Annotated in this window: 22 protein-coding genes; 8 read left to right on the top strand and 14 right to left on the bottom strand. The window is 39.2% G+C overall.

Annotation, left to right across the window (positions count from 1 at the left end):
• Nucleotides 1-40: 40 nt before the first annotated feature.
• Nucleotides 41-739, bottom strand: coding sequence for a M48 family metallopeptidase (locus tag H5157_RS19095; protein WP_182716748.1), 699 nt, complete (start codon nt 737-739; stop codon nt 41-43).
• A gap of 316 nt (nt 740-1,055) precedes the next feature.
• Between H5157_RS19095 and H5157_RS19090 the strand changes: the two genes are divergently transcribed.
• Both H5157_RS19090 and H5157_RS19085 read left to right on the top strand, forming a co-directional pair.
• Entirely contained in the window at nt 1,056-4,388 is a 3,333-nt protein-coding gene (locus H5157_RS19090; protein ID WP_182725288.1) for an MHYT domain-containing protein, read from the top strand.
• A gap of 3 nt (nt 4,389-4,391) precedes the next feature.
• Nucleotides 4,392-5,384 carry a two-component system response regulator gene (locus tag H5157_RS19085; RefSeq protein ID WP_002961438.1) on the top strand — a complete coding sequence of 331 codons (993 nt, stop codon included), beginning with the start codon at nt 4,392-4,394 and terminating at the stop codon, nt 5,382-5,384.
• Here H5157_RS19085 and H5157_RS19080 read toward each other — a convergent pair.
• Complete coding sequence (locus H5157_RS19080) at nt 5,381-5,821, bottom strand: VOC family protein (RefSeq protein ID WP_182696112.1); 441 nt, start codon at nt 5,819-5,821, stop codon at nt 5,381-5,383. The genes H5157_RS19085 and H5157_RS19080 overlap by 4 nt on opposite strands.
• Nucleotide 5,822: 1 nt before the next feature.
• Nucleotides 5,823-6,479 carry an HD domain-containing protein gene (locus tag H5157_RS19075; protein WP_039487345.1) on the bottom strand — a complete coding sequence of 219 codons (657 nt, stop codon included), beginning with the start codon at nt 6,477-6,479 and terminating at the stop codon, nt 5,823-5,825.
• A 140-nt stretch (nt 6,480-6,619) separates the two neighbouring features.
• Here H5157_RS19075 and H5157_RS19070 point away from each other — a divergent pair, with 140 nt between their 5' ends.
• On the top strand, nt 6,620-7,810 hold the full coding sequence (locus tag H5157_RS19070; RefSeq protein ID WP_002961441.1) for a class I SAM-dependent methyltransferase: 1,191 nt from the start codon (nt 6,620-6,622) through the stop codon (nt 7,808-7,810).
• Nucleotides 7,811-7,839: 29 nt separating this feature from the next.
• Here the strand turns inward: H5157_RS19070 and H5157_RS19065 are convergent, their stop codons facing one another.
• The 11 genes from H5157_RS19065 to H5157_RS20975 form a co-directional block, all read right to left on the bottom strand.
• The gene (locus tag H5157_RS19065; protein WP_007581065.1) at nt 7,840-8,136 is read right to left on the bottom strand and encodes a PilZ domain-containing protein; all 297 of its coding nucleotides are present in this window, start codon (nt 8,134-8,136) and stop codon (nt 7,840-7,842) included.
• Nucleotides 8,137-8,145: 9 nt separating this feature from the next.
• Nucleotides 8,146-8,526: a PleD family two-component system response regulator gene (locus H5157_RS19060; RefSeq protein ID WP_024597850.1), complete on the bottom strand. Its 381-nt coding sequence runs from the start codon at nt 8,524-8,526 to the stop codon at nt 8,146-8,148.
• Between the two features lie 75 nt (nt 8,527-8,601).
• Entirely contained in the window at nt 8,602-12,489 is a 3,888-nt protein-coding gene (gene hrpA / locus H5157_RS19055) for an ATP-dependent RNA helicase HrpA (RefSeq protein WP_182720953.1), read from the bottom strand.
• Between the two features lie 194 nt (nt 12,490-12,683).
• Nucleotides 12,684-13,715 carry an isoaspartyl peptidase/L-asparaginase family protein gene (locus H5157_RS19050; RefSeq protein WP_182725287.1) on the bottom strand — a complete coding sequence of 344 codons (1,032 nt, stop codon included), beginning with the start codon at nt 13,713-13,715 and terminating at the stop codon, nt 12,684-12,686.
• 126 nt (nt 13,716-13,841) lie between these two features.
• Entirely contained in the window at nt 13,842-14,546 is a 705-nt protein-coding gene (locus H5157_RS19045) for a SapC family protein (protein ID WP_024597622.1), read from the bottom strand.
• 336 nt (nt 14,547-14,882) lie between these two features.
• On the bottom strand, nt 14,883-15,593 hold the full coding sequence (gene pgl, locus H5157_RS19040; protein ID WP_182693523.1) for a 6-phosphogluconolactonase: 711 nt from the start codon (nt 15,591-15,593) through the stop codon (nt 14,883-14,885).
• A gap of 2 nt (nt 15,594-15,595) precedes the next feature.
• A complete protein-coding gene (gene zwf, locus H5157_RS19035) occupies nt 15,596-17,068 on the bottom strand; it encodes a glucose-6-phosphate dehydrogenase (protein ID WP_182696114.1) in 1,473 nt (490 codons plus the stop codon).
• 269 nt (nt 17,069-17,337) lie between these two features.
• Nucleotides 17,338-18,984, bottom strand: a complete 1,647-nt coding sequence (pgi, locus tag H5157_RS19030; protein WP_039487336.1) for a glucose-6-phosphate isomerase — start codon at nt 18,982-18,984, stop codon at nt 17,338-17,340.
• A gap of 400 nt (nt 18,985-19,384) precedes the next feature.
• Nucleotides 19,385-21,640, bottom strand: coding sequence for an aminotransferase class V-fold PLP-dependent enzyme (locus tag H5157_RS19025; protein ID WP_182720951.1), 2,256 nt, complete (start codon nt 21,638-21,640; stop codon nt 19,385-19,387).
• A gap of 135 nt (nt 21,641-21,775) precedes the next feature.
• Complete coding sequence (locus H5157_RS19020; protein ID WP_024606584.1) at nt 21,776-22,852, bottom strand: AI-2E family transporter; 1,077 nt, start codon at nt 22,850-22,852, stop codon at nt 21,776-21,778.
• The gene (locus H5157_RS20975; protein WP_024597627.1) at nt 22,845-23,063 is read right to left on the bottom strand and encodes a hypothetical protein; all 219 of its coding nucleotides are present in this window, start codon (nt 23,061-23,063) and stop codon (nt 22,845-22,847) included. Before H5157_RS20975 ends, H5157_RS19020 begins: the two co-directional genes overlap by 8 nt.
• Before the next feature lie 145 nt (nt 23,064-23,208).
• On the opposite strand from H5157_RS20975, the gene H5157_RS19015 reads away from it, so the two are divergent.
• The 5 genes from H5157_RS19015 to H5157_RS18995 are packed head-to-tail and all read left to right on the top strand — an operon-like array spanning nt 23,209 to nt 26,728.
• Nucleotides 23,209-23,874, top strand: coding sequence for a hypothetical protein (locus H5157_RS19015; RefSeq protein ID WP_024597628.1), 666 nt, complete (start codon nt 23,209-23,211; stop codon nt 23,872-23,874).
• A gap of 1 nt (nt 23,875) precedes the next feature.
• Nucleotides 23,876-25,333 carry a M48 family metalloprotease gene (locus tag H5157_RS19010; protein WP_039487326.1) on the top strand — a complete coding sequence of 486 codons (1,458 nt, stop codon included), beginning with the start codon at nt 23,876-23,878 and terminating at the stop codon, nt 25,331-25,333.
• Nucleotides 25,334-25,386: 53 nt separating this feature from the next.
• A complete protein-coding gene (gene arsC, locus H5157_RS19005) occupies nt 25,387-25,734 on the top strand; it encodes an arsenate reductase (glutaredoxin) (protein WP_024595681.1) in 348 nt (115 codons plus the stop codon).
• Nucleotides 25,734-26,288, top strand: a complete 555-nt coding sequence (gene wrbA, locus H5157_RS19000; RefSeq protein ID WP_024595680.1) for an NAD(P)H:quinone oxidoreductase — start codon at nt 25,734-25,736, stop codon at nt 26,286-26,288. The genes arsC and wrbA overlap by 1 nt, the downstream gene beginning before the upstream one ends.
• Nucleotides 26,285-26,728, top strand: coding sequence for a DUF2069 domain-containing protein (locus tag H5157_RS18995; protein WP_024595679.1), 444 nt, complete (start codon nt 26,285-26,287; stop codon nt 26,726-26,728). Before wrbA ends, H5157_RS18995 begins: the two co-directional genes overlap by 4 nt.
• Nucleotides 26,729-26,786: the final 58 nt, after the last annotated feature.

Here is a 26,786-nt window from a genome sequence, read left to right as displayed (position 1 = left end):
TATATTCCTATATTCCTATATTCCTATATTCAGGTTAACTTCAAAACACCCATTGTAAACTCATACTGTTTTTCTTTAGCCATGTTGATGATGCTTTATAATTAGGAAAAAAATGCTCAACGTGTTGCCAAAAAGCTTTGCTGTGGTTTAAGTGACGTAAATGCGCTAACTCGTGAACAATCACATAATCAATAGCATGGTAAGGGGCTCCGATTAAATGCAAATTAAATGTTAGCTCTCGCTTACTATTACAACTTCCCCACTTTCGCTTATAAATAGCTACTTTTAGACTCGTAGGTAATTCTTCACCCATTTGTGCGCAGAAGTACGCTAAACGCATTTCTATATATGCAGTTAGTTGCTCTTTTAAATATTCTTCAAGAAGTTGCTGATATTTTTGCGAAGTATTTTTAACGCGCGAAGAGTGAGTAATAAGCAAGCTGTCGTTACAGTTTAGTACTTCGGACTTAGTACCTTGCTTAAATTCTATGTTTATAATGCTATCAAAGATTAAAATTTGTTTGTCTTTGAGCGGGTTCTGTCTGCTATCAGCAATATTGTGCTGTTTAGTTAATTGAGCATTTACCCACACCTGCTTATCAAAAAGCCATTCTTGGATGTGTTTATTACTAACAAATTGAGGGGCATATACAGTCACCTTCTTGTTATGTACTTTAATGGCAACCGTTTTACGTTTTATACTTTTCTTTAACTGATATTCAAACACTTTCATACTCATTAATGATATTGCTACGAGAAAATTCACCAGCAATTAATAAAACCAAATAAAGTATAATTTTCGCTTAGTTAAGCCAATTCATTAGTTTTATTAAGGTTACTCGATAGAAACTTAAATATGACCATATAAATCTAACTTAGTCCTGTGACAGGCAATACATTAGAATAAAAAACACCAACTAAAAAACTAATGCCTGATAAATAAAAGAAAACTAAAAGTAATAAATTCGTTATTTTAATCACTTCATTGAATTAACAGTTTATTTATTAATTAATTAGATTAAACTTGATAAATAAAGATTATATTTTGAGCCATTATGTTATCAGCTTTTTTTATCACAGACCAAGATCCTAGCTTAATCATTAATGGCGTTTACGATCCTCTATTAGTTTCAATGTCATTGCTAATTGCTATTTTTGCAGCCTTTTTCACCATTCGGCTTATAGAGCTCGCAAAAGAAACTCAATTTCCTAGCTACCAACGTTTAGCAAATGTGACCGCTGCTACTGTTTTTTCGGCTGGTATTTGGAGTATGCACTTTATTGGTATGCTTGCCTTTTCACTGTGTACTAATATTGATTATGATCCAACAATCACTCTCCTTTCTTTTATACCAGCATTTATAGCATGTCAGTACGCTGTATCAATGCTAGTAAATAGTAAAGGGAATCTAAAAGTATTGTCGATTTGCTCTGTGTTACTAGGAGCCGGCATTGGCACTATGCATTATAGCGGCATGGCTGCAATGGACCTTGCTCCTTTACTTAGATATGATCCATTGATTTTTGCGTTATCAATCATTGTTGCTGTAGCCCTCTCCTTTATAGCCCTTTACAGTCGCTTTAATCTTGAGCGTTTTTTACCCTCTTTATCACCTCTTCAAAATAACTCAATTAGCGCTGTTATTTTAGGGTGTGCTGTTGCTGGTATGCACTACATGGGTATGGCCGCTACACGTTTTGTAGCTACATCGCCACTAATCTATGATGATGCTAATGCAACCGCAGGACTAACTTTTATCGCCATTGCAGTCGCCACAGCAACTATCGCGATTACAAGCGTGGTTGGTGTAATAAATGGTATGGTTCGCTATCGCATGCTACTTGAGGAGAAGTCGGCAAAAGAATCCCGTCTAAATGCTATTTTAGGTACCGCTATAGATGGCATTGTTACCATTGACCATACTGGTATTATTTTAAGTTTTAATGAAGCCGCTAGTAAAATTTTTGGCTGGCAAGAAAACCAAGTTCAAGGCAAAAACGTAAAAATGCTAATGGACGATAACATTGCCAAGCACCACGACGAATACCTCTTAAATGCTCACAATGTTGATCTAGGTAAAATAATAGGCATAAACCGTGATGTATATGCAAAACACATGAACGGACATGTTTTTCCTATTCGCTTAGGTATAGGCGAAGTAAATCAGCCGGGCCATAACCCTTTATATGTTGGCTTTATCACCGACTTGACCGAACAACGCGCTTTGCAGCAAAGTTTAGAAGAGAAAGAACAAAAATACCGCTCTCTTATCGATAACATGCCCGGAGTAGCGTTTAGATGCAAGTTTGATGACAACTGGACTATGTTATTTATTAGTCCAAATATAATTGAGCTTACAGGGTATAACCCAAATGAGTTTACAGAGCATTGTATCGAGTTTAATGACTTGGTCTTGAAATCAGACCAAAAACAAATAGTTGATGAAGTCACTAAAGCTGTTGATGCAAAGTCTCAATATTCTATTGAATACCGAATTAGACATAGAAATGGCAAAATTTTGTGGTTGTTAGATAAAGGGAGTATCGACTTTGATGCTCAAGGCAACCCAAAGTGGATTGATGGTGTTTTAGTCGATATTACTGAACGCAAAGAATATGAAGAAAAACTAGAGCAAGCTAAATTTAAAGCTGAAGAAGCTGCTCATGCAAAGCAATCTTTTATGGCTAATATGAGCCATGAAATACGCACCCCAATGAATTCTATAATAGGTTTTAGCGATCTATTAATGGACACCCCACTTGATCAAGAACAACAAAAGCACTTGGTTACCGTAAATAATGCAGCGCGTTCATTGCTAAGATTGTTAAATGAAATTCTTGATTCTGCAAAACTAGAACGCGGTAAGCTCACCATTGAGCCAGTCCACTTTAGCTTAAAACCAGTGATAGACAGTATTATTTCTACTTTTTGGCTAGAAGCTAAAAAGAAAGATTTAGAACTTAAACTCCATATTAAAGAATCAGTAAGTTCTACGTACTACGGCGACCCAGATCGACTCAGACAAGTACTCACTAATCTAATTGGTAACGCGATTAAGTTCACCGAAAAAGGCTCTGTTACGGTCACCGTTGGCATGACACAAAATCAGCATCTGTTTTTTGAAGTGCAAGATACCGGAATTGGTATTGCAAAAGATCGTATTCAAGCTGTATTTCAACCTTTTGAACAAGCCGATGGCACTACTACCCGCCGCTTTGGTGGTACAGGCCTTGGTACAACCATAAGTAAACAACTTGTAGAGCTTATGGGCGGAACAATAAACTTAGTAAGTGAGCTAGGTAAAGGCACCTGTTTTTACTTTTCATTGCCGCTTACTTTAGGTGACGAATCTAAAATAGATTATTTTGATGGTCTACACACCCAACTGCCTGCACTTAGAGTACTAGTAGTTGATGATATAGAGCAAAATACAGAACTACTGTCTTTGCTTCTATCACGAGATCAGCATTCAGTTACCAAAGCGTCAAACGGACTTGAAGCGATTAAAGTATTTGAAGAGCAAGACTTTGATGTCATATTAATGGATATACATATGCCATTGTGTGATGGCATACAAGCAGCACAAAAAATAAGAGCAATAGAAAACCAAAGGCAGCTTAAGTACACGCCAATTATCGCACTCACAGCAAGCGTATTACAGCAAGATAAGCTTACGGCTAAAAAAGCAGGCATGAATGGCTTTGCCAATAAACCCGTCGATATAAACCAGCTTAACCAAGAAATAGCGCAAGTGTTGGGGCTTGGTATTGCAAAAGAAATGGTTATATCGCAAAGCGATCCTAAAGCGCAGCATATAGATTTTGAAAAAGGATTAGCACTTTGGGGTTCTAAGTGTAAGCAACTTACAGAGATTACTAAGTTTATAAGTGATAGTGATAAGCGGTTTGAGAGATTATTTAATGATAAATTATCAAACATAAAAGATGTCGATAGCCTCATTCACACACTCAAAGGTGTTGCTGGTAATTTGGGCCTAATAACGTTAATGAAGTTATTAGCCGATTTAGAGCAAAAGCAAAGTGATACTAAAGTTATTAGTATTTTAGACGATATCAAAAACGAACTACTTATTATAACGCAACTGCTGTCATCAAATACTTGCGATGAGCCAAATAGCAAGCCTGAAGATGATAGCTCAGACACTCTATCAATAGATGAGATTAAGCAATTGTGTGAAACACTTCATCAAGATGCGCAAAACGCAGAATTAAATGATGAACTACTCGCAAAGTTGCAACGCGGCGCACCTTCTACCTTTCAAAATGAAGTTGATGATATAGCCGAAGCCTTTGATGAATTTGATTTTGATAAAGCACACGTAATACTTGAAACCTTACTTGAAAAACTAACAAACGATGAGTATTAATTAATGGATTTTACGACAGATAGGCCACGGGTATTAATTGTTGACGATGAGCCTGCAAATCTAAAAGTAATGCGCGAAGTGTTAGGTAATCAGTATCGTATGTCGTTTGCTAAATCGGGTGATGCCGCACTGGCACTACTTGAAAAAGAGCTACCTAAGCTAATTTTGCTCGACATAATGATGCCAGATATGAATGGCTTTGAAGTGTGCCAAATAGTTAAGAGAAATCCTAAAACATCACACATCCCAATTATTTTTGTAACTGCGCTTGGCGATGAAAGCGATGAATACAAAGGTTTTGAGTTAGGCGCAGTAGATTATATTACTAAACCAATAAGCCCTGCCATTGTAAGAGCAAGGGTTAATACTCACTTGTCGCTAGTACAAGCAGAGCAATTAAAGCAAGCTCATGTAGATTTAGTAGAACGTCTAGGCCGTGCAGCGGAATATAAAGACACCGACACGGGTGAACATATAGTGCGCATGAGCCAATACAGTAAAGTATTAGCGTTAGCACTAGGTATGGATGAACAACGAGCAGAACTTTTACGTCAAGCCGCCCCAATGCACGATGTAGGAAAAATAGGTATCCCTGACGCTATCCTACTCAAACCTGGAAAGTTAACCTCTGAAGAGTTTGATCATATGAAAGAACACGCCACCATTGGCGCGCAAATTTTAGCAAACTCATCATCTCCTTTACTACAACTTGCGCATACACTTGCAATTGAACACCACGAAAAATGGGATGGCTCAGGCTATCCTAACGGAATCAAAGGCGAAGAAATATCAGTTGAAGGTAGAATTGTTGCTATAGCTGACGTATTTGATGCACTTACCTCAAAACGCCCTTACAAAGAGGCTTGGAGCGTAGAGAAAACAGTTTTGCATATGCAAGAGCAAGCAGGAACTCATTTCGATCCCGCTCTAATCGAGCTATTAGTAAAAAACTTAGACGATATTATTGCTATAAAAAATGCAAATCAAGAAAGCTAATTCTTTTTAGCACTGTGAGAGCCAAGCTCAACATTTGGGTAACAAGATTTTATATAACGATAGTCATGTGACGTAATTTCATGGCTATTGCCACTTTCATCTTTAAAGTACATAGAAAACGTTACACCATGATCTGCTAAAACTACTTTTATATTTAAACTCTCAAGATGAATACGCCATTGAATAAATTGATCCCCTGAGGCCAAAAATGCAATCCCTTTACTGCGCCCCTCTCCTTCAAACAATGCTAAACGAGAGGTTGAACAAGCATCCTCAAGCGTTAAAGGGCCTCGCCCATGCTCATTCCAAAAGGTAAGCTCTGGCACTACGCTAAAACCTAAAACCCGTTCATACCACTTAACGGCATTAGCTAAGTTATCAACATTTAAATGGCAATGATCAATGCCAGATAATTTCGGTATGCTTGTATTATTCACATTACTCACCAATTTCTGACTTTAATTGCTCTAAAAACTCATGCATATACCTTGTTCGTCTATTCGCCTCTGCTTTAGCTGATGGGGTATTCATACTATCGGCAATATGTAATAACTTTATGAAAAAATGATCAAGCGTGTATGTTTTATCATCAGCCTCGCGTTCAACACAAAAAGGGTCATTTGGGTTATATAATAACCGAGAAATTGAGCCACCAACTTTCATGCATCGGCTAACGCCAATAGCGCCCAACGCATCCATTCTGTCGGCATCTTGTACTATTTGCGCTTCAACTGTTTTAATTTTTATATTTGCGCTGAAGCTATGCGCTGCAATTGCATGATGAATCTCATCAAAAAGTGACTCGTCATAATTAATCGATTTTAAAAACTCCAATGCCTTATCAGCTGCCATAGTAGAGGCTTTTGCACGATCAGGGTGGTTTTTAGCCACCGCCACACAGTCGTGCATCCACGCTGCAGGTAATACTACTGACATGTTTGCCTGCTCCGCATTACATAACTGTATTGCAACACGCACCACTCGCTCTATATGAGTAATGTCATGAGCAACATCAGCATGCACTAAAGAGGCGATAAACCCTCTACATTGTGAGTTAAGTATTTCTAAATCAGGGCTTAAAGCGACGTCAGACAAAGTTAGGTTCCAAAAAGCTAATTAATCAATGAATTATCCGTACTTTACCGTGCTTTATGCCCCCCTTGCAAAACATTCATTGTATGTTGCTCCTTGCTTGACTAAAATACAGCGCTTATTTATTACTACTGAGAAGCCTTATGTCATCTGCCGTTTACCTACAAGCTGGTCGCGATAAATCATTAAAAAGAAAACACCCTTGGTTATTTTCAAAAGCCATCAAAAAAATTAAAGGTAAACCTGGATTAGGCGACACAGTAACGATTCACGACAGCGAAGGTAAGTTTTTAGCAACTGCTGCGTATAGCCCTCACTCACAAATTCGTGCACGTGTTTGGAGCTTTGACGAAAAAGAAGTCATCGATCAACACTTTTTTGAACGCCGTTTACGTCGCTCATTAGAAGCCCGTAGCCAAGTTATTGAAGAAGGCGGATTAACAGGGTTTCGCTTATGTGCTGCTGAGTCTGATTACTTACCAGGCGTTACAATAGATAAGTTTGACAACGTATTAGTGTGCCAGCTATTAAGCGCCGGTGCCGAGCGCCATAAAGGCGAGATTGTAGGCGCATTGATGTCTATTTTCCCCGGCTCTAGCATATATGAGCGTTCTGACGTAGATGTACGTACTAAAGAAGGCTTAGAACCAATTAAAGGCGCACTTTGGGGGAATGAACCAAAAGAGCCTGTGCTTATTGAAGAAAACGGCTTAAAAATCGAAGTTGATATAATTGAAGGTCACAAAACAGGATTTTACTTAGATCAGCGTGACAGCCGTGCTGCACTTGAGCGCTTCTCAAAAGGTAAAACTGTCCTTAACTGCTTTAGTTACACAGGTACATTCTCGTTGTATGCCCTGCGTGGTGGATGTGAGCATGTAACTAACGTAGATGTATCGCAACCTGCTTTAGATACAGCAAAACGTAATGTTGAGCATAATAACTTAGATTTAAACAAAGTGAGCTTTGTTAAGCAGGATGTATTTAAATTATTACGCCAATACCGCGACGAAGGTAGACAGTTTGATACCATCGTAATGGACCCACCAAAATTTGCTGATAATAAAGCGCAGCTAACGGGCGCGTGTCGTGGCTATAAAGATATCAACATGATTGCCATGCAAATACTAAAACCAGGCGGAACACTATTAACATTCTCATGCTCTGGTTTAATGGAACAAAACCTGTTTCAAAAAGTAGTAGCCGATGCAGCACTTGATGCAGGTAAAGACCTACTGATAATGGAGCGATTAAACCAGGCAGCCGATCATCCAATTGCTGGCAGCTACCCTGAAGGCTTTTACTTAAAAGGCTTAATCTGTAAGGTTTTTTAATATCTACTATTGAGTTTAACTGAATCGATTTAGTTAAACTGAATGATTTCAAGACCTGCTGTTACCGTGCCATCATCTTCTTTGCTGGCACGTATTACTTTTGCAGTTGCATTTAAAGGCGCAATACTTGGATGAGTCGAATCAATGTTCACCGTCAGTAAGGTATTAGGTTCAAGCAATTCATCTAAATGAATTGATAAACCTGTTGCACTTAAATCCACGCACTCTGCGGCAAAACTTAAACCCGCTATTGGTTCTATCGTTGTTAAATTTGCAGGAGTGTTAATCTGCATGCGTCTAAAATTTCGCTTATCATCAGTAAACATATGTTACCTCTAAACAACCGTGTTAATTTCTTCCAACAAAGCACCCACTGAAAATGGCTTTACAACATACGCGTTACAACCAGCATCAAACCCTGCTTGTTTTTCAGATGGGGACTCTAGGCCCGATACCATAACAACAGGAATATTTTTTGTTTCAGGTGTGTGCTTCAGCATTCGGCATGTATCATAACCATCAAGACCAGGCATACAAACATCAAGCAAAATTATATCTGGCGGACTCGCAATTGCTGACGCAAGGCAGCTTTGCCCTGAATCTGCGTAACTAACATCAAATTTCGACGCTAGTGCGGCTTTGAGCATTTCAAAATTAAAATACTCGTCATCTACCACTAAAAGTCGCTTTGTTTTATGTTCAATCGATGAGGACATAACTATGTCGCTTCCTTTTCAAAACAAAAATAAATCCTTCTATTAAGGTACTAAGCTTAATAGAAAATGCAAGTTTTATTCTATCTCTTTTATCGCATTAAGTACCCGCTTGGCTGAAATTGGGTAAGGCGTTCCTAGTGTTTGAGCAAATAGCGACACTCTAAGCTCCTGTTGCATCCAGAAAATAGCGGTTACCTCTTGTGGTATAGGTAACCCTTTAGGCGTTTTATTAACTACTTTTTTATACTCTTGCGCAACTTTATCTAGCTCTAGTACGCATAACCTATCACGATTTGGATCCACAGGCAGCTTTTCTAAACGTTTTTGAATCGCTTTTAAATAACGAATTAAATCCGCTATTTTATCTGCGCCATGCGCGCTCACAAAACCTTTAAATATAAGTGACTCAAGCTGTGACTTAATATCGCCGTGCGCAGTTATCATGGTTAAATCAACGCGCCCTTTCATTTTTTTATGCAGGGCATGAGCAATACTTAATACTTGCTCAACTTGCGTTGCAATCGATACAACGGCATCGCCCAGCTCACCGCGTATTTGCTCTTTTACTGTTTCAAATGCTTTTTCGTCGCGTATATCACCGTGTTTTACTAATAAGCTATCAACACCTGCGGCAATACAGTCATCAATTAAATCAGCTATTTTACCAAATGGGTTAAAGTACAAACCCAGCTTTGCCTTATTCGGTAAGTTTTGTTGTAAGTACTTAATTGGCGATGGCACATTTAATAGTACTAAACGGCGCAAACCTTGTTGATGTGCTTGCTGCGCTTTTGCTTCGCTATCAAAAAGCTCCACTGCAGCGGCTGATTTTTTATCCACCAGCGCAGGGTATGCTTTTATCTCATATTGACCTTGCTTTTTAACGTATGAAGCGGGTAACTCACCAAAGTCCCATTGTGTTAGGTCTGACTTTTCAATGCCTTTATCGGCTACTTTAGACAGTGTTTCGGTTACTTCACCTTGCAGCTCTGCTTTGAGCTTGGCTAAATCAAGCCCTCGTGCAAGTAACTTATCGCTCTCATCACGTACTTCAAACTGTAATCGTAAATGCGGTGCTAATGCACTTAAATCCCATGCCTCGGGATCAACCCTCACACCTGTCATTCTTAATAAACGCGTGGCTAAAGCATCAATTAAGCTACCTTGCATTGGCTCAATAGCTGCCAGCACTGCATCAGCATAGTTTGGTGCTGGCACAAAATTACGACGAAGCGATTTAGGCAATGACTTTATAAGCCCACTTATTAGCTCATGCCTAAATGCAGGTATGTGCCAGTCAAAACCACTTTCTTGTACTTGATTTAAAAGCGCTACTGGTATTTGTACCGCAACGCCATCAACTGCTTGGCCTGGATCGAAATGATAAGCAAGCGGCAATATAATATTGTCTTGCTGCCATGTGTCAGGGTAGTCAAACTCAGTGATATTACTTGCACCATGCTGCATTAGATCTTCACGAGTCATGTGTAGGTAATGCTTATTTTGTTGTTTTTGTGTTTTATACCATTTTAAAAATGCAGCGCGGTTATTAATTTCTTTGGGTATTTTTTTATCGTAAAACTCAAATAACGTTTGCTCATCAACTAAAATATCACGACGACGTGACTTATTTTCCAGAACTTGAATATCTTCTATTAGCTCACGGTTAAACGCTAAAAAGCCCTCGTTTAAGCCCAGTTCTTGCTCAACTAATGCAGTGCGCACAAAAAGCTCTCGACTCACTTTAGGGTCTATGTTGCTATAAACACAGCGGCGTTTATTTACAACAAGTAAGCCGTATAAAGTTTGCTGTTCAAACGCGATTACCGCACCTGGCTTTTTCTCCCAATGTGGTTCTGTGTAACTACGTTTAACTAAGTGCTGTGCTAATGGTTCTACCCAGTTAATGTCTATTTTTGCATTTGTGCGGGCATATAACTTACTTGTCTCTACCAGCTCCGCTGACATGATCCATTTAGGGCTCTTTTTAAATAAACCTGAACCCGGAAAAATATGAAACTGACTATTACGTGCGCCTTTGTATATTTGTTTTTCATCTTTAAAACCAATATGGCTTAGCATCCCGCTTAACAACGCTTTGTGAACAAGTTCGCCATCAGCCGCTTGGCTGGTGGCTTTCATGCCCATTTCGTTACACACAGTACTTATTTGATAAACAATATCTTGCCATTCACGTAGGCGCATATAGGCTAAGAAGTCTTTTTGACACAGCTTTCTAAATTGGCTATTAGTCAGCTCGCTTTGCTGCTCTTCTAAGTAATTCCATAAGTTTAAAAAAGCGATAAAATCAGAATCTGGATCATCAAAACGACCGTGCTTTTCATTGGCAGCAGCACGTTTTTCTTGTGGGCGTTCACGTGGGTCTTGAATAGACAACGCCGCTACAATGATAATCACTTCACGCAATGCGCCAAGTTTATGGGCTGTTAGCACCATTTTTGCTAAACGTGGGTCAACGGGTAATCGACTAAGCTCCCTGCCCGATTGCGTTAGGCTTGTTTTACTATCGCGTTTAGCTGGTTTTACCGCTTGTAGCTCTTCAAGCAATGTTAGGCCATCATTAATATTGCGGCTATCTGGCGCTTGTACAAACGGAAATTGCGCCATATCCCCAAGCCCTAGCGCCAACATTTGTAAAATAACAGATGCAAGGTTAGTACGCAGTATTTCAGGGTCGGTAAACTCTGGACGTGATAAAAAATCATCCTCAGAGTACAACCTAATACAAATACCCGCTTCAACACGTCCACAACGACCCATACGCTGATTAGCACTTGCTTGTGATATAGGCTCTATTGGTAAGCGCTGTACTTTTGTACGGTAGCTGTAGCGACTTATACGCGCAGTACCTGGGTCTATTACATAACGAATACCTGGCACGGTGAGTGACGTTTCGGCTACGTTAGTCGATAAAATAATATGACGACGAGAATGCAGCGCAAATATACGGTTTTGCTCTGCGTTAGATAAACGCGAGTAAAGTGGCAATACATCGGTGTGTTTTAAATTACGCTTGCTAAGTGCATCTGCGGTATCGCGTATTTCACGCTCACCATTTAAAAATATGAGAATATCGCCAGGGCCTTCAGCGCACAGCTCATCAACGGCATCAAAAATACCTTGTAGCTGATCGCCCTCCGCTTCCATATCATCTTTATTAATATCAGTAATAGGGTTGTAGCGCACATCAACAGGGAAAGTACGACCCGATACTTCTATAATGGGCGCATCATCAAAGTGCTTTGAAAAGCGCTCAGGATCAATAGTCGCTGAGGTAATTATTATTTTTAAATCAGGGCGCTTTGGAAGCAGGTTTTTTAAGTAACCTAAAATAAAATCAATATTTAAACTACGCTCATGCGCTTCATCAATAATAATCGTGTCGTATTGATTTAAAAAACGGTCTTGCTGAATTTCAGCCAGCAAAATACCGTCAGTCATTAATTTAATATACGTATTATTAGATACCTGATCGCTAAAACGAATTTTAAAGCCAACTTGCTGGCCAAGTTCACACTTCATTTCTTCAGCAATACGATTAGCCACAGTACGCGCTGCTAATCGACGTGGTTGCGTATGACCAATTAAACCATCAACACCGCGACCAAGCTCTAAACACATTTTAGGTATTTGCGTTGTTTTGCCTGAGCCCGTCTCACCGGCAATAATAACCACTTGGTTATTTGCAATGGCGCCTTTAATTAATTCCTTTTTTTGACTTACCGGCAATTGCTCAGGGTAAGTCACTTTAGGGAGGCCAGCTAAGCGTTTATCGCGTAATTCTTGGCTACGGGTTATATCAGCCGCTATTTTTTCAAGCGCGTTGGCATGCTTGTTTTCATCCGTTATTTTTTTTACGCCATGTAAGCGTTTTTTGAAAATGAATTGATCTTTTTTTAAGCACGTTTTTAGCTCGCCAAACAACTGACCTAGGTTTACCACCCGCATACCTTATAAAATTAGTTAAAGAGCCGTAATTGTATCAAATTAAACGGCTGGGGTTAATCCTACAAAATGCATAACGCGGGGTTGTTTGTTATATAAACGCTGCTATTGAACTAAACTGTGAATAATAAATTTATTTTAAACAATTATTTTCAGGGCTAACTACATTGAATAAATTAAATGACGTTGACTTATTCGTCACTAAAAATGCCCACGTAGGTCGCTTGCGTATTCGATTTACTTGCCCGATACATGCCAGAGGTATTAAACGGTAAGCTAATATTACCCTTTGTATCAATAATAATTACGCCGCCAGTGCCGCCAATAGGCTTAAGCACACCGTTTATAACTTCATCCCCTGCCTCAGCAATGGTTTTACCTTGGTACTTAACTCGCGCACATATATCGCTCGCTACATTATAGCGAATAAAGTATTCACCATGCCCTGTTGCCGATACCGCGCACGATTCATTTTCAGCAAATGTTCCGGCCCCAATTACCGGCGCATCCCCCACACGACCATAACGTTTTGCGGTCATACCACCTGTTGATGTACCTGCCGCTAAATTACCATTTTTATCAAGCGCCACTGCGCCAACCGTGCCCATTTTGTAAGAGTTAGGTAATGCTTTGTGCGCGGCTTGGTACTCTTTACTGGTTGCTTTGGCTTTATCTAATTTTTGTTTTGCTTTTAAAAGCGCTTTGTAGCGAGGCTCGGTATCAAATAAGTTATTTTCGACAAGCTCAACACCTTGCTCTTTAGCAAACTCTTCAGCGCCTTGCCCACTAAGCATTACATGTACAGAGTTATCCATTACCAAACGTGCTAAGTTAATTGGGCTCTCAATATGCTTTACACCCGCAACTGCGCCTGCTTCACGGTTTCGACCATCCATTATGGATGCATCAAGCTCATGCCCGCCATCGTAGGTGTATACCGCTCCACGCCCTGCATTAAAATAAGGGGATTGCTCTAATACTGCAATTGCTGCAATTACCGCATCTAAGCTTTCGCCGCCTTGGTGTAATACTTTATAACCTGTCTCTACTGCTTGCGTTAATTTTGCACGATACTCTTTTTCTTGAGCGGGTGTAAATCGTGCTTTTTCAATTGTCCCTGCCCCACCATGAATCGCAATGGTAAAAGGAGTCTCTACAGCTACTGCGCTATTACTTAAAGCAACAAAGCTGCTCGCAAAAATCGCTAATAATGGTGTTTTCATAATGAGTTCTTTTATGGGGAAGTTATAAACTAATGTGAATGGTTACGGACTTAATTTCAACTAAAGTGAGTTTAATGGCATAAAAAAGCGCCTTAAGGCGCTTTTTAAAATTTTACGTGTTTGTAATTAAGCTTGTTTAGCTTTTAAACGCGCTAAACGTGCTACTTGGTGAGTAGACGTTAAGAACGAGTAAATTGGTGCTAAGTAACCACGTTTACGAAGCTCTAAGAAATCAGCATCGCTTAACTCGTTTAGTTTTTTCTCATCGATAAGGTAAATACCGTTGATGTCTTTTTTCTCGCCTTTAATGTCTACTGTTAGCGTTTGCGCAATTAGTAGCTCTTTATCAGCAAGGAATTTAGTGAACGCTTCAGTTACTTGAGAAAACTCAATAAATGATACTAGCGCTTCTTTACGACGTTTTAGGTAATCTGTTTCTTCGCCGTTTTCAAATAATGCATTACCTTCGTCTTCACCAACAAGCGCACTTGCTTCGTCAATTACGATACCGTATTGATCTTGATCTGGGTGTTTAACTAAACCAAGTGGGTAACGAGTAGATGCCATAGGTGCAAATGCTGCAGTCCATTTACCATCTTCTACAAAAAGGTTTTCGCCTGGCTCTAAGCCAAACATAGCAACTGCTTGAAAAGTGCCGGTTTCGTTATTTTTAACGAATGACATTGGAAACTCGTTTGCTACACGTGCAAACTCATGTGCAACTACTGGCACTAAGTGTTGAGTTTTCATGAATTCTACATTGATGCCGTTTTGAATTTTAGTGTTGGCATGTTTTTCGTTGTGTAAAGGCTGTACTTGTTGCTCCGCCATGTTACTGCTCCGTTTATTTTAATTTATATGTTTCATTGTTAATGCCTTTAGGCTAATGCTTTTGAGCTAAAAAAGGAAGGGAAACTTTTATGACAACAACCATGAAAAAATAAAATTTAACTAAATCTGAACGTTGCTAAAAAACATACAGCTCAAACTCATAAATTTTGTTCAAAAACAACACACTTCGTGGTTAATTTTAATACAAACCAAAGTTATTCATTAACATTGGTTAACAGTTCAAAGCTATTTTTTTGCAGTGTTTAGGCTTAAATTTAAGCAAATAAAAAAGGCCGCTTATATAAGCGGCCTTTAAAAGTTAAATTGGCATCTAAATTAAGGCGCCCAATATACTTCAATATTTATACTTGGGTGATTAAGCACAGCGCGAAGTGGCATGTCATTAACATCGCCGCCCGCTTTTGCTTGCTTATAAACAGCGAGTTTTTCTTCACCGCTAATTAAAAGCTTAACCACTTTAGATTGCGCAATGGCATTTAAAGTTAATGTCATTCGCTCAGTAATACTACCCGTCACATCACTTTGTATCGCATTAATCGCACATACTGTTTGCTCAGTTGTTAAACCATGCTCTAAACCGTCTGCATTTGGGAATAACGACGCTGTATGGCCATCTGGGCCCATACCTAAAATAGTTACATCATATGGGCTTTTTAGCTCGCTATAAGCCGCTTCACACTCTTGTGCGCCCTGTTGAGCCGTTGCTGCAGCGTTCTTCATAGTAATAAAGTTGGCAGCACTACCATGATTTTGTAATAAAGTACTTTTAATAAATGCTTCATTACTTTTTTCATGGTTTGGATCTACCCAACGCTCATCAACCATAGCAACATCAACATGTTGCCAATCTAAATCAAGCGTTGATAAATGCTTATAAGCGGGCGCAGGAGACGAGCCGCCCGACACCATTAATACAGCACGGCCATCGTTTTTAATGCCATCACGTAATGATTGCTCAAGCGTTGCAGAAAGCTCAGCTGTTAACGCGTCTTTATCGTCAAAAAACTTTTCAACTAATGTTGCCATGCTTATACCTTATCGCCTGTGTTAAACCATACGTGGTTGTTTTCTGCTAATAATTCATCAGCATCATCAGGTCCCCAACTACCAGAACGGTAAAGCGCAGGTTTGCCTTTGCCTTGCCATCTATCAATAATTGGATCAATCCACTTCCACGCTTGGCGCACTTCATCACGGTGAATAAATAACGATGGGTTATTTGCAGCAGCATCAAGCATTAAACGCTTGTACGCATCTGAATGGAAACCATTGCTGTAAGCTTGTGAAAGCTCAATATTCATTGTTACTGGCTCAAGTTGCATTTGAAGATTATCAAGGCGCTTAGACATAAGCGTTAGTTGAATTGTTTCCTCTGGCTGCAAACGAATAACAAGGCGATTCGGCTCGATATTGCCCACGTTATCTTCGTAGATATTGTGAGATACTTTTTTGTATTCAACCACAATTTCTGCACAGCGCTTAGCCATACGTTTACCCGTACGAAGGTAAAATGGAACACCTGCCCAGCGCCAGTTATCAATATGCGCGCGAATAGCTACAAACGTTTCTGTTTTACTAGAACCTTCATTTAGCTCTTCTAAGTAACCCGGTACAATTTTACCGTTTAAGTCACCTGGTACGTATTGACCACGAACAATATTTTCATCAACATCACCATCTACAAGCGGGCGAAGTGCTTCTAATACTTTTAGTTTTTCGTTACGAATGCTGTTAGCGTTTAGCTTATTAGGCGACTCCATTGCAACTAAGCAAAGTAGTTGTAATAAGTGGTTTTGAACCATGTCACGAAGTGCACCGGCTTTATCATAAAAACCAGCGCGGCTTTCAAGACCAACCGTTTCTGACAAGCTAATTTGAATATTATCAATAGATTTAGCATCCCACATATTTTCAAACAATGAGTTTGAAAAACGCAGCGCCATTAAGTTTTGTACTGTTTCTTTACCTAAGTAATGGTCAATACGGAAAATTTGTTCTTCATTAAAAAACTCTGCAATTTTTCCATTAATTGCTTCAGCAGAATCACCGCAATAACCAATTGGCTTTTCAACAACAACGCGTGATGTAGGTGTAATTAAACCTTTAGTCGATAATATTTCACAACATGTGCCGTAAACAGCAGGCGGAAGCGATAAGTAAAACACGCGAGACTTAGTGCTTTCGTGCTCATCTAAAATGCCTTTTAGCACATCCCAGTTGTCGTCTGCTTCTGTAACATTACTTACCACTGGCACTAAAAAAGTAGAAAACGCTTTCCAATCTTTAGCGTTAAACTCACCTTTGCTTAAAAATTCTTGTAATGCTTTATGCGCTGTTTCTATGTATTCAGCACGTTTCGATTCTTCGCGCACTGTTGGTAGGATACGTGAGCCTTCAGGTAAGTTACCTTCTTGATATGCTCTGTACATTGCAGGTAGCAATTTGCGTAACGCAAGATCACCACCGCCCCCAAAAATTATAATATCAAAAGGATTAAGCATAGTTACTCTCTACGTTGTGATACCCAGTACATTTTGTAAATGCGCGGGTATGCCTATTTATTGCTAGATTAGATGGCTTTTATAGCTGTATTTAAATAAAAGCCTGCTGAATTGTTCTGTATCGATGATTTATTATTATTGTTTATCATTGCGCTTATTAAATGAGCCTTAGGGGCCCTGTATCTCCTCTCACAAAAATACAGACCCTAAGCACTCCAGCGCTACCCGTTCAAAGGTACTCGGTTTACTTACTTGCGTAAGCGAATTTTTTACTGCGTACGGTTTTGTTTGTAGTACGCCATTAAGCCGTTTGTAGAACTATCATGAGCGTGTTTCACGCTATCATCAGTGAGTTCACTCTCAATTTTAGATGCTAAACCTTTACCCAGCTCTACACCCCATTGGTCAAACGAGCATATTTCTAAAATAATGCCTTGGCAAAATATCTTATGCTCATACAGTGCAATTAAACGGCCCACTGTTTTAGCATCTACTGTATCTAATAGCATAGACGTTGTAGGACGATTACCTTGATGAATTTTATGATTTAATAACTCATCAATCTCTGCTTGCGATTTACCCTTAGCGGTTAAATCAGCTGTAACTTGCGCTGCATCTACACCACTCATCATCGCTTCTGTTTGTGCAAAGAAGTTCGATAATAAAATATCGTGATGCTTATCAACATTCACTTGTGGCTTAACTGATGCAATAAAATCTGCAGGTACAATTACATTACCTTGGTGTAAACACTGATAAAAGGCATGCTGACCATTAATACCCGTCATGCCCCAAATAATTGGAACTGTAGTATAAGGTACCGTTTCGCCTGCAAAGTTAACGTGTTTACCGTTACTTTCCATTTCGCCTTGCTGTAAATACGCAGGCAACATATGAAGTGCTTGATCGTACGGTAATATAGCTTGCGCTGTATAACCTAAAAAGCTCGTATTCCATACACTAAGCAATGCCATAATTAATGGTATATTTTGCTCAAACGGCGCTGATTTAAAGTGCTCGTCTATTTCAAACGCACCTTCTAAAATTGCTTCAAAGGCGTCGTAGCCTAAATATAAAGCAATTGGTAAGCCTATCGCACTCCAAAGTGAAAAGCGACCACCAACCCAATCCCACATAGTGAATACGTTTTCGTCGCTGATACCAAAGGCTGCCGTTTTTTCTAAATTTGTACTTACTGCAACAAAATGCTTTGCAATTGTACTTTCATCTTTTGTTGTTTGTAAAAACCAGTCAACCGCCGTCTTTGCGTTTGTCATGGTTTCTGACGTAGTAAATGTTTTTGACGAAATAACAAATAATGTTGTTTCAGGGTCAATGGCTTTTAATATAGACGAAATTTGTACACCGTCAGCATTAGATACGTAGTGAACATTTAACGTATCATCAGCAAGTGCTTTTAATGCCTCAGTTGCCATTTGTGGACCAAGGTTAGAGCCACCAACACCAATACTTACAACATCTTTTACCGCTTTGCCGGTATAGCCTAACCATTTACCGCTACGAACTTTTTCTACAAACACTTTAATTTTAGCTAACTCGTTGTCTACGGCTTGTGTCACGTTTTCGCCATCAACAATTAATGGAGTGTGAGCACGATTACGAAGTGCCGTATGCAAAACTGAGCGGTCCTCAGTGATATTTATTTTTTCACCGCTAAACATTTTATCGCGCCACGATGCAATATCGCATTCTTTAGCAAGCGACATTAAGTTAGCAAAAACATCGTTATCAATAAGTTGCTTAGAATAGTCGAATAATACGCCTGGTACTTGAGTAGAAAACTGAGAAAAGCGCGTGTCATCTTGTGCAAATAACGTTTTTAGATGTGTTTGTTTCATCTTAGCTGCACTTTGTTCTAGTGCTTGCCAACTTGCTAGTTGCGTTCGGTTAGACATGGAAATATCCTCTATTTTTTTCAATCAATTGATTTAAAAATGTTTTTTATAAAAGCAAAACTCTTAATACTACTTATTCACACTAAATTAAAGCGCAAATAGTATAACTAAAAATGCAAAAAAAGTGCTGTTTTTATAATTTTATGTGCAGATGATAACGCAATTTTTAGCTTTTGACACCGGTATCATAAAAATTTTATAAATTAATTTACCTGTAATTTTAAAGGCAACGGCATAGCTTAATCAATCAAAATGAAATATTAATGAATTTTTATAAGCGCTGCTAATTACTTTTCATAGTTATTCACTAATTACTGTAATTGTTTGCCTTGCAAACAAATAAACCTTAAAAACAAAAAATCGGCTCTAAAGCCGATTTTGTATAAATTACAATCTTTGCTTAATTACTAAGCGCTAGCCCACCACTTAGGTTATAAACAGTTTTGTACCCTAGCTGCATTAAATTGCTCGCAGCAATCTTTGAGCGGTTACCACTGCGGCATAATAAAATATAGTTGTTATTTTTACTTAACTGCCCTTCAAATACCGCATTTGCCATTCTGCTAAGCGGTATATTTAATGTTTTTTCATCAAGTGTATTAAATAACTGAGCAACATTATTTGCTCCATGTTCATACGGCTCCCGAGTATCTATTAAATACACATCGCTGGTGTTTAACATTGCTTTAGCGTCATCAAAATTTAATTGCTGTGTATCAATCTCAGGCAATGCATTTACATAACCACACAATTGCGTGTTATTTACTTGCTTTGAAGCGTCGTACTGCTGCTTTTGTATTGTAAATTCATCAGCTGAAATACTGCCGCTTACTAACGCATTAAGTAATGGCGTTTGGTTTTGTTGTACAGCCCAGTTCATGGCAAAACATTGTTGGTAGTCGTGCCCTGAGCAAATAATGCTGGTGCTATTAAGTTTCTCGCTTATTGCTAAAATAGAGCGTGCCATTGCTTTTGCATCCCCACCCATAAGCGATGTATTGCCAAGTCCTGCAGGCAAAATTAAATCACCACAAAAACAATAACGCGTTTCGCCATTACTATTTTTTAATAAATAACTTACGCTATCTTTGCTGTGCCCAGGTGTCGCTACTTTTTCAAGTACGTCATTTGCTAAGCTAATACTTTCTGCATTTAGTGGCCAACCTAAAGCATCAACCTCACCTTTTACAACTCTTGATGCCAGAACACTGGTTAATAAATTAGTCGCTGACTCTCGCTCTTGATGCAGATGTGTATTAAGCACCGCTGATATAGTTAAGTTTTGTGTATTAGCTATTTTTTCAAAGCGCGGAATAAGCTCAACAATCGGGTCTATTATAACTGCGTATTTATCATCGCTTACATAAAGCCAACTACATGCTCCTTGGTGCCTAAACTGAGTAAGGCCAAGTGCGCACACTTCTTGTTGTGGTGTAGTGCTATCAGATACAATTAAACAGTTAGCCTGTAGTATTGCTTTAAGAGCGCGAATACGCACACAAGCATCATCAATATCGTGTTGTGTTGCCGCAGGTCCAAACGATAGCCTAATCGCATTTTCACTTTGCCACTTACTTGCACCCATTGCATCTAAAACAAAACTTGTTGATGCGCCCGTACTACAAGCCGAGCCACCACTTACGCGAATGCCCGCAGCATCAAATAAATCAATCACTTCTTTGCTCGTTAAATCGTTTACCGCAAAGTTAAGTGTGGTAGGCACGCTATAAGCAAAATCATGATTGAATGTAATATCGCCAAAGGTGTCTTTTATCGCGCTTTGTAACTGGCTTCGATAAGAGTTTAGTGTGCTAATTGGTTTAAATGTATCGTCTGATTTATCAAGCAACATACTAAATAGTTTGTTTAACCCTGCAATACCGGGTAGATTTTCGGTGCCTGAACGCATTCCACTTTCTTGACCGCCACCCGCTATAAAAGGTGTATACGCACTGCCACTACGAATATATAAAAAGCCAATACCTTTAGGTGCGTAAAGCTTATGCCCCGAAAAAGGAGCGTAATCAATAGTCGTATTACTCAGTGCGAGCGCTTGTTTACCGAGTGCCTGTACGCAATCCACCATCCACGATACATTTTTGTTACGGCTACGGATCACCTGCTCTATAGCGTGTAAATCTTGATATACACCGGTTTCGTTATTAACGGCCATGGTGCAAATCATCAAAGCGTTATTAATATGCTCTGCGATAAAATCTAAATCTAAAATACCGTTACTATCAACCGGAATAGCAAGCACCTCAGCATTAACGTCAAGTACGCTATTCCAATGTTTAAGTGTATTTGGCACCGCTTTATGCTCAGTTGCGCCATATAATAATACAGGGTTTTTAATAGACTGCTTTTTAGCATTAATTAATGTAGAAACCACCGCAGTTTGAATACCCTCCGTTGCACCAGAGGTAAATAGGATATCGCCATTAGTTGCGCCAATAACCGTGCGTGCCTTTTGACGTGTTTGTTCTAATAAATGCTTGGCTTGAATACCTGTGATATGCGGGCTTGAAGGATTACCAAAACATATTTGCATGGTATGAGAAACAACATCAGCAATACAAGGCAACACAGGGGTCGTTGCATTTGCATCAAGGTAAACTTGTTTTACTGGCTCATCGTGCAATAAAAACTCAGACATTAAAAAACGCACCTTATTACTAAAAAATATATCTTATTACCAATAGTACATAAATTTACAGGTAATGAGTAATAATCAATTAGCACTAGAGGTGCGTTTACTATGCTTTTTTAAACTAAAAGTCTGTTTGCTTAACTATTCACTGAGCTCTTTGCTGATCTCTTCGTGCGTTGACGACCAAGCTGTTATTAGCGCTTTTACTAATGAGGCCAACGGGATGGCAAAAAATACACCCCAAAATCCCCATAAGCCACCAAAAAATAATACCGCGACAATTATAAATACCGGATTTAAATCAACTGCCTCAGAAAACAACAGCGGTACAAGTACATTGCCATCAAGCGCTTGAATAATTCCATAAATGATTAAAATGGTCCAAAACTGCGTTTCTAATCCAAACTGAAACAGTGCAACTGCCGCTACCGGAATAGTGACGAGTGCCGCGCCAATAAATGGAATTAATACCGAAAAGCCAACAAGCACACCAAGTAAAGCTGCATAGCGCAAATCTAAAACAGTAAATGCAATGAAAGACACACCACCAACAATTAAAATTTCGAATACTTTACCGCGAATGTAATTCATAATTTGTTGGTTCATTTCGTTCCACACTTGTAAAATCAAGCGTCGTTGCTGCGGGATCAGTTTAGCTATACTCCCTGTCAGCTCCAGCTTATCTTTAAGCATAAAAAACACCAGTAACGGCACAAGTACCAAATATATAAGCCAAGCAACAACATCTTTTAAAGACGTAAGTGAAAACGATAACACCGCTTGACCAAACTCAATAATTTTAGCTTCTACGGTTGCAACAATAGCTTGTACTTGTTCTATATTAATTAAACTTGGGTATTGTTCAGGTAAAGCCATTAAATAAGACTTCCCCTGCTCTAGCATATGCGGTGTTTCTTGCACTAAGTTACTGGTTTGCTTCCAAAGCACTGGGCCAATAACTAAAATAAGAGTGAGCATAATGCTAATAAATATCAACATTACAATAATTGTTGCAGTAAAACGTTTTAAGCCAACACGCTCTAAATGAACAACCGGCCAATCTAGTAAATAAGCGATAACCAGTGCAACAAGCACAGGAACAATTAACGCGCCAAAAAAGTAAAGTAAGGCAACTGATACCAATAATAAAAATAATAAGGTAGACGAATGAGGATCAGAGAACTTCCTTTCGTACCATGTTTTTACGTATTCAAACATGTAATGGCTCCACTAATAACAACCCACGTTGTTTATCAAAATTGTAACTATAAGCATTTTTTTGCAAAAAACGTTCAATGTCGTTCGCACTTTCACCTTTATTAAGACTAAAAGTGATGCATTGTTTTGATGACTGTGCACTTCGAAGCGCAAGCTTGAACTGCACAAATTGCTGAGGACACTTAAACTCTTTTAAATCGCGCTCTACCATAACTACTTTATCCGTATAGTAAATGAATAATAAGTCGCATATTTACGGTCTACGTATTTATATACTCAAACCGTTGTAACTTTTTGTTAAAACAATTCCTGCAATAGTTTATCCTTATAACATAACTAGCAGTAAGGATAAGTTAATGCCTGGCACGCATAATAAAGCGCAACTACCAAGTAATCCAACACTCAAAGAGATTAATTGGTTTAAAAAGCAGATTAATTGGGGCGAACTACCTCCTTTTTATCACCTTGTTGCCTCATCAATAAGCGAATCAGAAGGAATTTTAGATCATGGGTTCGACAATGCAGTTAAACAACTTTTAGATAAACGCAATTGGAACTTAGATTTATTAGAAGGCTATGAAGATAACTTAGGTGAAATACATACCAAACATAAGCCACGTATTGCGCTGCACCAAGTATTTACCGACAGAGGCTTTGAGCTATGGGCACAGCCTTATGCTAAAGATGTTATTGTTGATCAATACATAAAAAACAATCGCTTTATGGAGTTTAGAGTGTGGGACCCACATTCAATGAAAAACTTGATCAGAATAAGTCAGTTACATAAGTTTATTGGCTTTTATTTTGAACGAGGCGACAAAGCAGATAAAGCCATTATTTTACATGCACACAAAGTAGTACATAAAATTATTACTTTTTTGCAGCGAGAATTGAACGTTGTAAAGCTTGATGGAGTCACAATAAAAGAACTGTACCAATTGTGCGAAAAAGACAGCCGTGCAAGCAGTGACGAAATAGACATAGCCAAAATTGCAATTGGCGAACAAATTAACAAGGAATAAAATGCAGCTAAAATCAGCATTTATCACTTTATGCAGTGCTGCGCTTACGTTTAGCTTATTAATAAGCGAACCTTTAAAAGCGCAAACTAACTTTACGCTTCCTGATTTAGGAACATCTGCATTACAAGCACTGCCACTCGAAAAAGAACAAGCCATTGGCGAAGTAATGATGATGCAAATACGAGGCTCATCACCAGTAATAAATGACCCAGTGCTTGATGAATACCTCACAACTATTGGCCGTAAACTCGTTGCTAATGCTAATGACGTGCGCTTTCCGTTTTCGTTTTTTTGGATAAATAACTCAGAAATAAATGCCTTTGCCTTTTATGGCGGCCATGTAGGCGTGCATACAGGGTTAATAGCTCAAGCCGATAACGAGAGCCAGTTTGCCTCAGTGCTTGGCCACGAAATAGCTCACGTAACACAGCGCCACTTAGCGCGAAGAATACAGCAACAACAAGATAACAGCGCGCTGACTATTGCCGGTATGATAGCCGGAATATTAGCAACCGTTGTTGCACCAGATGCGGGTATTGCGATTATATCTGCCAGCCAAACACAATCTGCTTTTAGTCAGTTAACGCATAGTCGCTCAGCCGAGCAAGAAGCTGACCGCATAGGCATGCAAACGCTTAACAATGCAGGCTTTGATGCACGTGCATCGAGCGAATTTTTAACTAAACTTGCCGCGCAAATTCGTTATAAATATAAACCACCTGCGTTTTTACTTACTCACCCATTACCAGAGAGCCGAGTATCAGATGTGCGTTTGCGTGCAGAGCAATTTCCTGTGCGTCATATGAGTGCCAGTCTTGAGTTTAATTTAGCTAAAAGCCGCGTGCTTGCGCGCTACGACAACAAACCAGAAAACGCCGAAGACCTATTTAGAAAACGACTACGCGAAAATAGCTACGATAACACCGCTTTAAAGTACGGTTTAGCTATTAGCTTACTTGATCAAAAAAAGCTTGATGAAGCAGCCCCAATACTAGACGAGCTTTTAAAAAACGATCCTAAAAACCTATTTTATATAGATACCCATACCGATTTACTCATCGCGCAAAAAAAGGCAGATGAAGCCGTAAAATTTTTAGCCGATTTAAATCAGTATCGCCCTAATAATCAGGTAATTACGCTCAACTATGCCAACGCAGCACTTGAAGCTGAGCAATATGAACTAGCCGAAAATATTTTGAAGAGTTTTTTACTCGAAAAGCCAGATCATAACCTAGGCAAGCAACTTCTTGCTGATGCGTATAAAAAACAAGATAAATTAGCCTCATATCACGAAGCGAACGCCGATGTATTGGCTCAATACGGTGCTTATTTAAAAGCCGCAGACGAAGTACAAAAAGCACTTAACTTCGTAGAGCCAACCGAACTTGTAAAGCAACAACGTTTAAAAGCACTACTTACCCAGTATCGACTTTTACAAAAAGAGCTTGCAAGACTTTAAGTCTGCAAGCGCTTACCCTAAAATAGACGCAATTCACACTTTGGAATCATTTTATGTCTGTTACTATTTACCACAACCCACGTTGTTCTAAATCACGCGAAACGCTAGCGCTACTGCAAAGTAAAGCGATAGAGCCAAGTGTTGTAGAGTATTTAAAAACCCCTCTTACTCACGAGCAAATTTCAACGCTTGTAATCCAACTTGGTTTTTCATCCGTACGTGAAATGATGCGCACAAAAGAAGATGACTACAAAGCGCTTAATTTGAAAGATGAAACAAATGAGGACGCACTTATTAACGCTATGGTTAAATACCCAAAATTGATTGAACGCCCTATCGTAGTTAATAACAATAAAGCAGCGATTGGTCGTCCACCAGAAAACGTACTAAGCGTTTTATAATGAGTGCAACCATAGTGGTGCTTTATCACTCAAGCCATGGCTCAGTTGAAGCGATGGCTCACGAGATAGCAGAGTCGATAGAGCAACAAGGTGCTAGTGCACTACTTCGCACCTTTGTGGCTAAAAATGCGCACGATATTGTGATCACCAAAGATGATTTAATAAATTGCGATGGTTTAGCATTTGGTACACCAACTCGATTTGGCATGATGGCCTCTCAAGCAAAAAGCTTTTGGGAAACCACCAGCGACTTGTGGCTAAAAGGCCAATTAATCGATAAGCCAGCGTGTGTATTTTCGTCATCAAGTAGTATGCATGGTGGAAATGAAGCAACCTTACTTAACTTATCTTTGCCACTATTACACCACGGCATGGTGCTTATGGGTGTGCCATACGATGTGCCCGAACTACTTGCAACACAAACTGGCGGAACACCATACGGTGCAACACACGTCGCTGGCAGCGCTAATAGTGCACAGCTAAGCAAAGACGAAATTAAAATATGCCAAAGCGTTGGTAAACGCCTTACTCACATTGCGAGAAAACTTAAATGACTACAGCTGACAGTCCAGCTAAAAAGCCGATTACGGTAAAATTTCAACGTGCAGCACTATTTGGCTATGTTGGTTTACTTATTCTGATTCCTTTGTGGATGTATTTTGTACCCCCTCTAGACGGTAATACTAGTTGGGTGTCATTGTTTTTTCCTATCATTCCTTTACTGCTGCCGCTAAGAGGCATAATTCAAGACAACACATACACCTATGCGTGGGCTAACTTTATTGTAATGCTTTATTTTATCCACGGTCTTACCATGCTGTGGGCAGCACCAGATGAATTAATTTGGGTGTTGTTAGAGCTTGTGTTTGCCTCTTCAATGTTTATTGGTTGTACTTACTACGCAAGACACCGCGGACAAGAACAAGGTTTAAAAATCCGTAAGCTTAAAGAAGAATTAGCTGAAGAAAAAGCAGCAAATGAGCACGGTAAATAAGGCTTAACCATAAACGCTATATACAAAAAAACGCCCTTAAATTACTTTAAGCGCGTTT

Source organism: Pseudoalteromonas sp. SG43-3 (assembly GCF_014164385.1).
Lineage (GTDB): Bacteria > Pseudomonadota > Gammaproteobacteria > Enterobacterales > Alteromonadaceae > Pseudoalteromonas > Pseudoalteromonas distincta.
This window is presented reverse-complemented; position numbering and strand designations above follow the sequence as displayed.

Bases quoted from the DNA above. Each gene is read 5' to 3' on its own strand.
- H5157_RS19010 (WP_039487326.1), top strand. From the start codon at position 23,876: ATGCAGCTAAAATCAGCATTTATCACTTTATGCAGTGCTGCGCTTACG.
- H5157_RS18995 (WP_024595679.1), top strand. From the start codon at position 26,285: ATGACTACAGCTGACAGTCCAGCTAAAAAGCCGATTACGGTAAAATTT.
- pgi (WP_039487336.1), bottom strand. From the start codon at position 18,984: ATGTCTAACCGAACGCAACTAGCAAGTTGGCAAGCACTAGAACAAAGT.
- H5157_RS19045 (WP_024597622.1), bottom strand. From the start codon at position 14,546: ATGGCGGAGCAACAAGTACAGCCTTTACACAACGAAAAACATGCCAAC.
- H5157_RS19095 (WP_182716748.1), bottom strand. From the start codon at position 739: ATGAGTATGAAAGTGTTTGAATATCAGTTAAAGAAAAGTATAAAACGT.
- zwf (WP_182696114.1), bottom strand. From the start codon at position 17,068: ATGCTTAATCCTTTTGATATTATAATTTTTGGGGGCGGTGGTGATCTT.
- pgl (WP_182693523.1), bottom strand. From the start codon at position 15,593: ATGGCAACATTAGTTGAAAAGTTTTTTGACGATAAAGACGCGTTAACA.
- H5157_RS19090 (WP_182725288.1), top strand. From the start codon at position 1,056: ATGTTATCAGCTTTTTTTATCACAGACCAAGATCCTAGCTTAATCATT.
- H5157_RS19025 (WP_182720951.1), bottom strand. From the start codon at position 21,640: ATGTCTGAGTTTTTATTGCACGATGAGCCAGTAAAACAAGTTTACCTT.
- H5157_RS19060 (WP_024597850.1), bottom strand. From the start codon at position 8,526: ATGTCCTCATCGATTGAACATAAAACAAAGCGACTTTTAGTGGTAGAT.
- H5157_RS19020 (WP_024606584.1), bottom strand. From the start codon at position 22,852: ATGTTTGAATACGTAAAAACATGGTACGAAAGGAAGTTCTCTGATCCT.
- H5157_RS19070 (WP_002961441.1), top strand. From the start codon at position 6,620: ATGTCATCTGCCGTTTACCTACAAGCTGGTCGCGATAAATCATTAAAA.
- arsC (WP_024595681.1), top strand. From the start codon at position 25,387: ATGTCTGTTACTATTTACCACAACCCACGTTGTTCTAAATCACGCGAA.
- H5157_RS19085 (WP_002961438.1), top strand. From the start codon at position 4,392: ATGGATTTTACGACAGATAGGCCACGGGTATTAATTGTTGACGATGAG.
- H5157_RS19065 (WP_007581065.1), bottom strand. From the start codon at position 8,136: ATGTTTACTGATGATAAGCGAAATTTTAGACGCATGCAGATTAACACT.
- H5157_RS19015 (WP_024597628.1), top strand. From the start codon at position 23,209: ATGCCTGGCACGCATAATAAAGCGCAACTACCAAGTAATCCAACACTC.
- wrbA (WP_024595680.1), top strand. From the start codon at position 25,734: ATGAGTGCAACCATAGTGGTGCTTTATCACTCAAGCCATGGCTCAGTT.
- H5157_RS19050 (WP_182725287.1), bottom strand. From the start codon at position 13,715: ATGAAAACACCATTATTAGCGATTTTTGCGAGCAGCTTTGTTGCTTTA.
- H5157_RS20975 (WP_024597627.1), bottom strand. From the start codon at position 23,063: ATGGTAGAGCGCGATTTAAAAGAGTTTAAGTGTCCTCAGCAATTTGTG.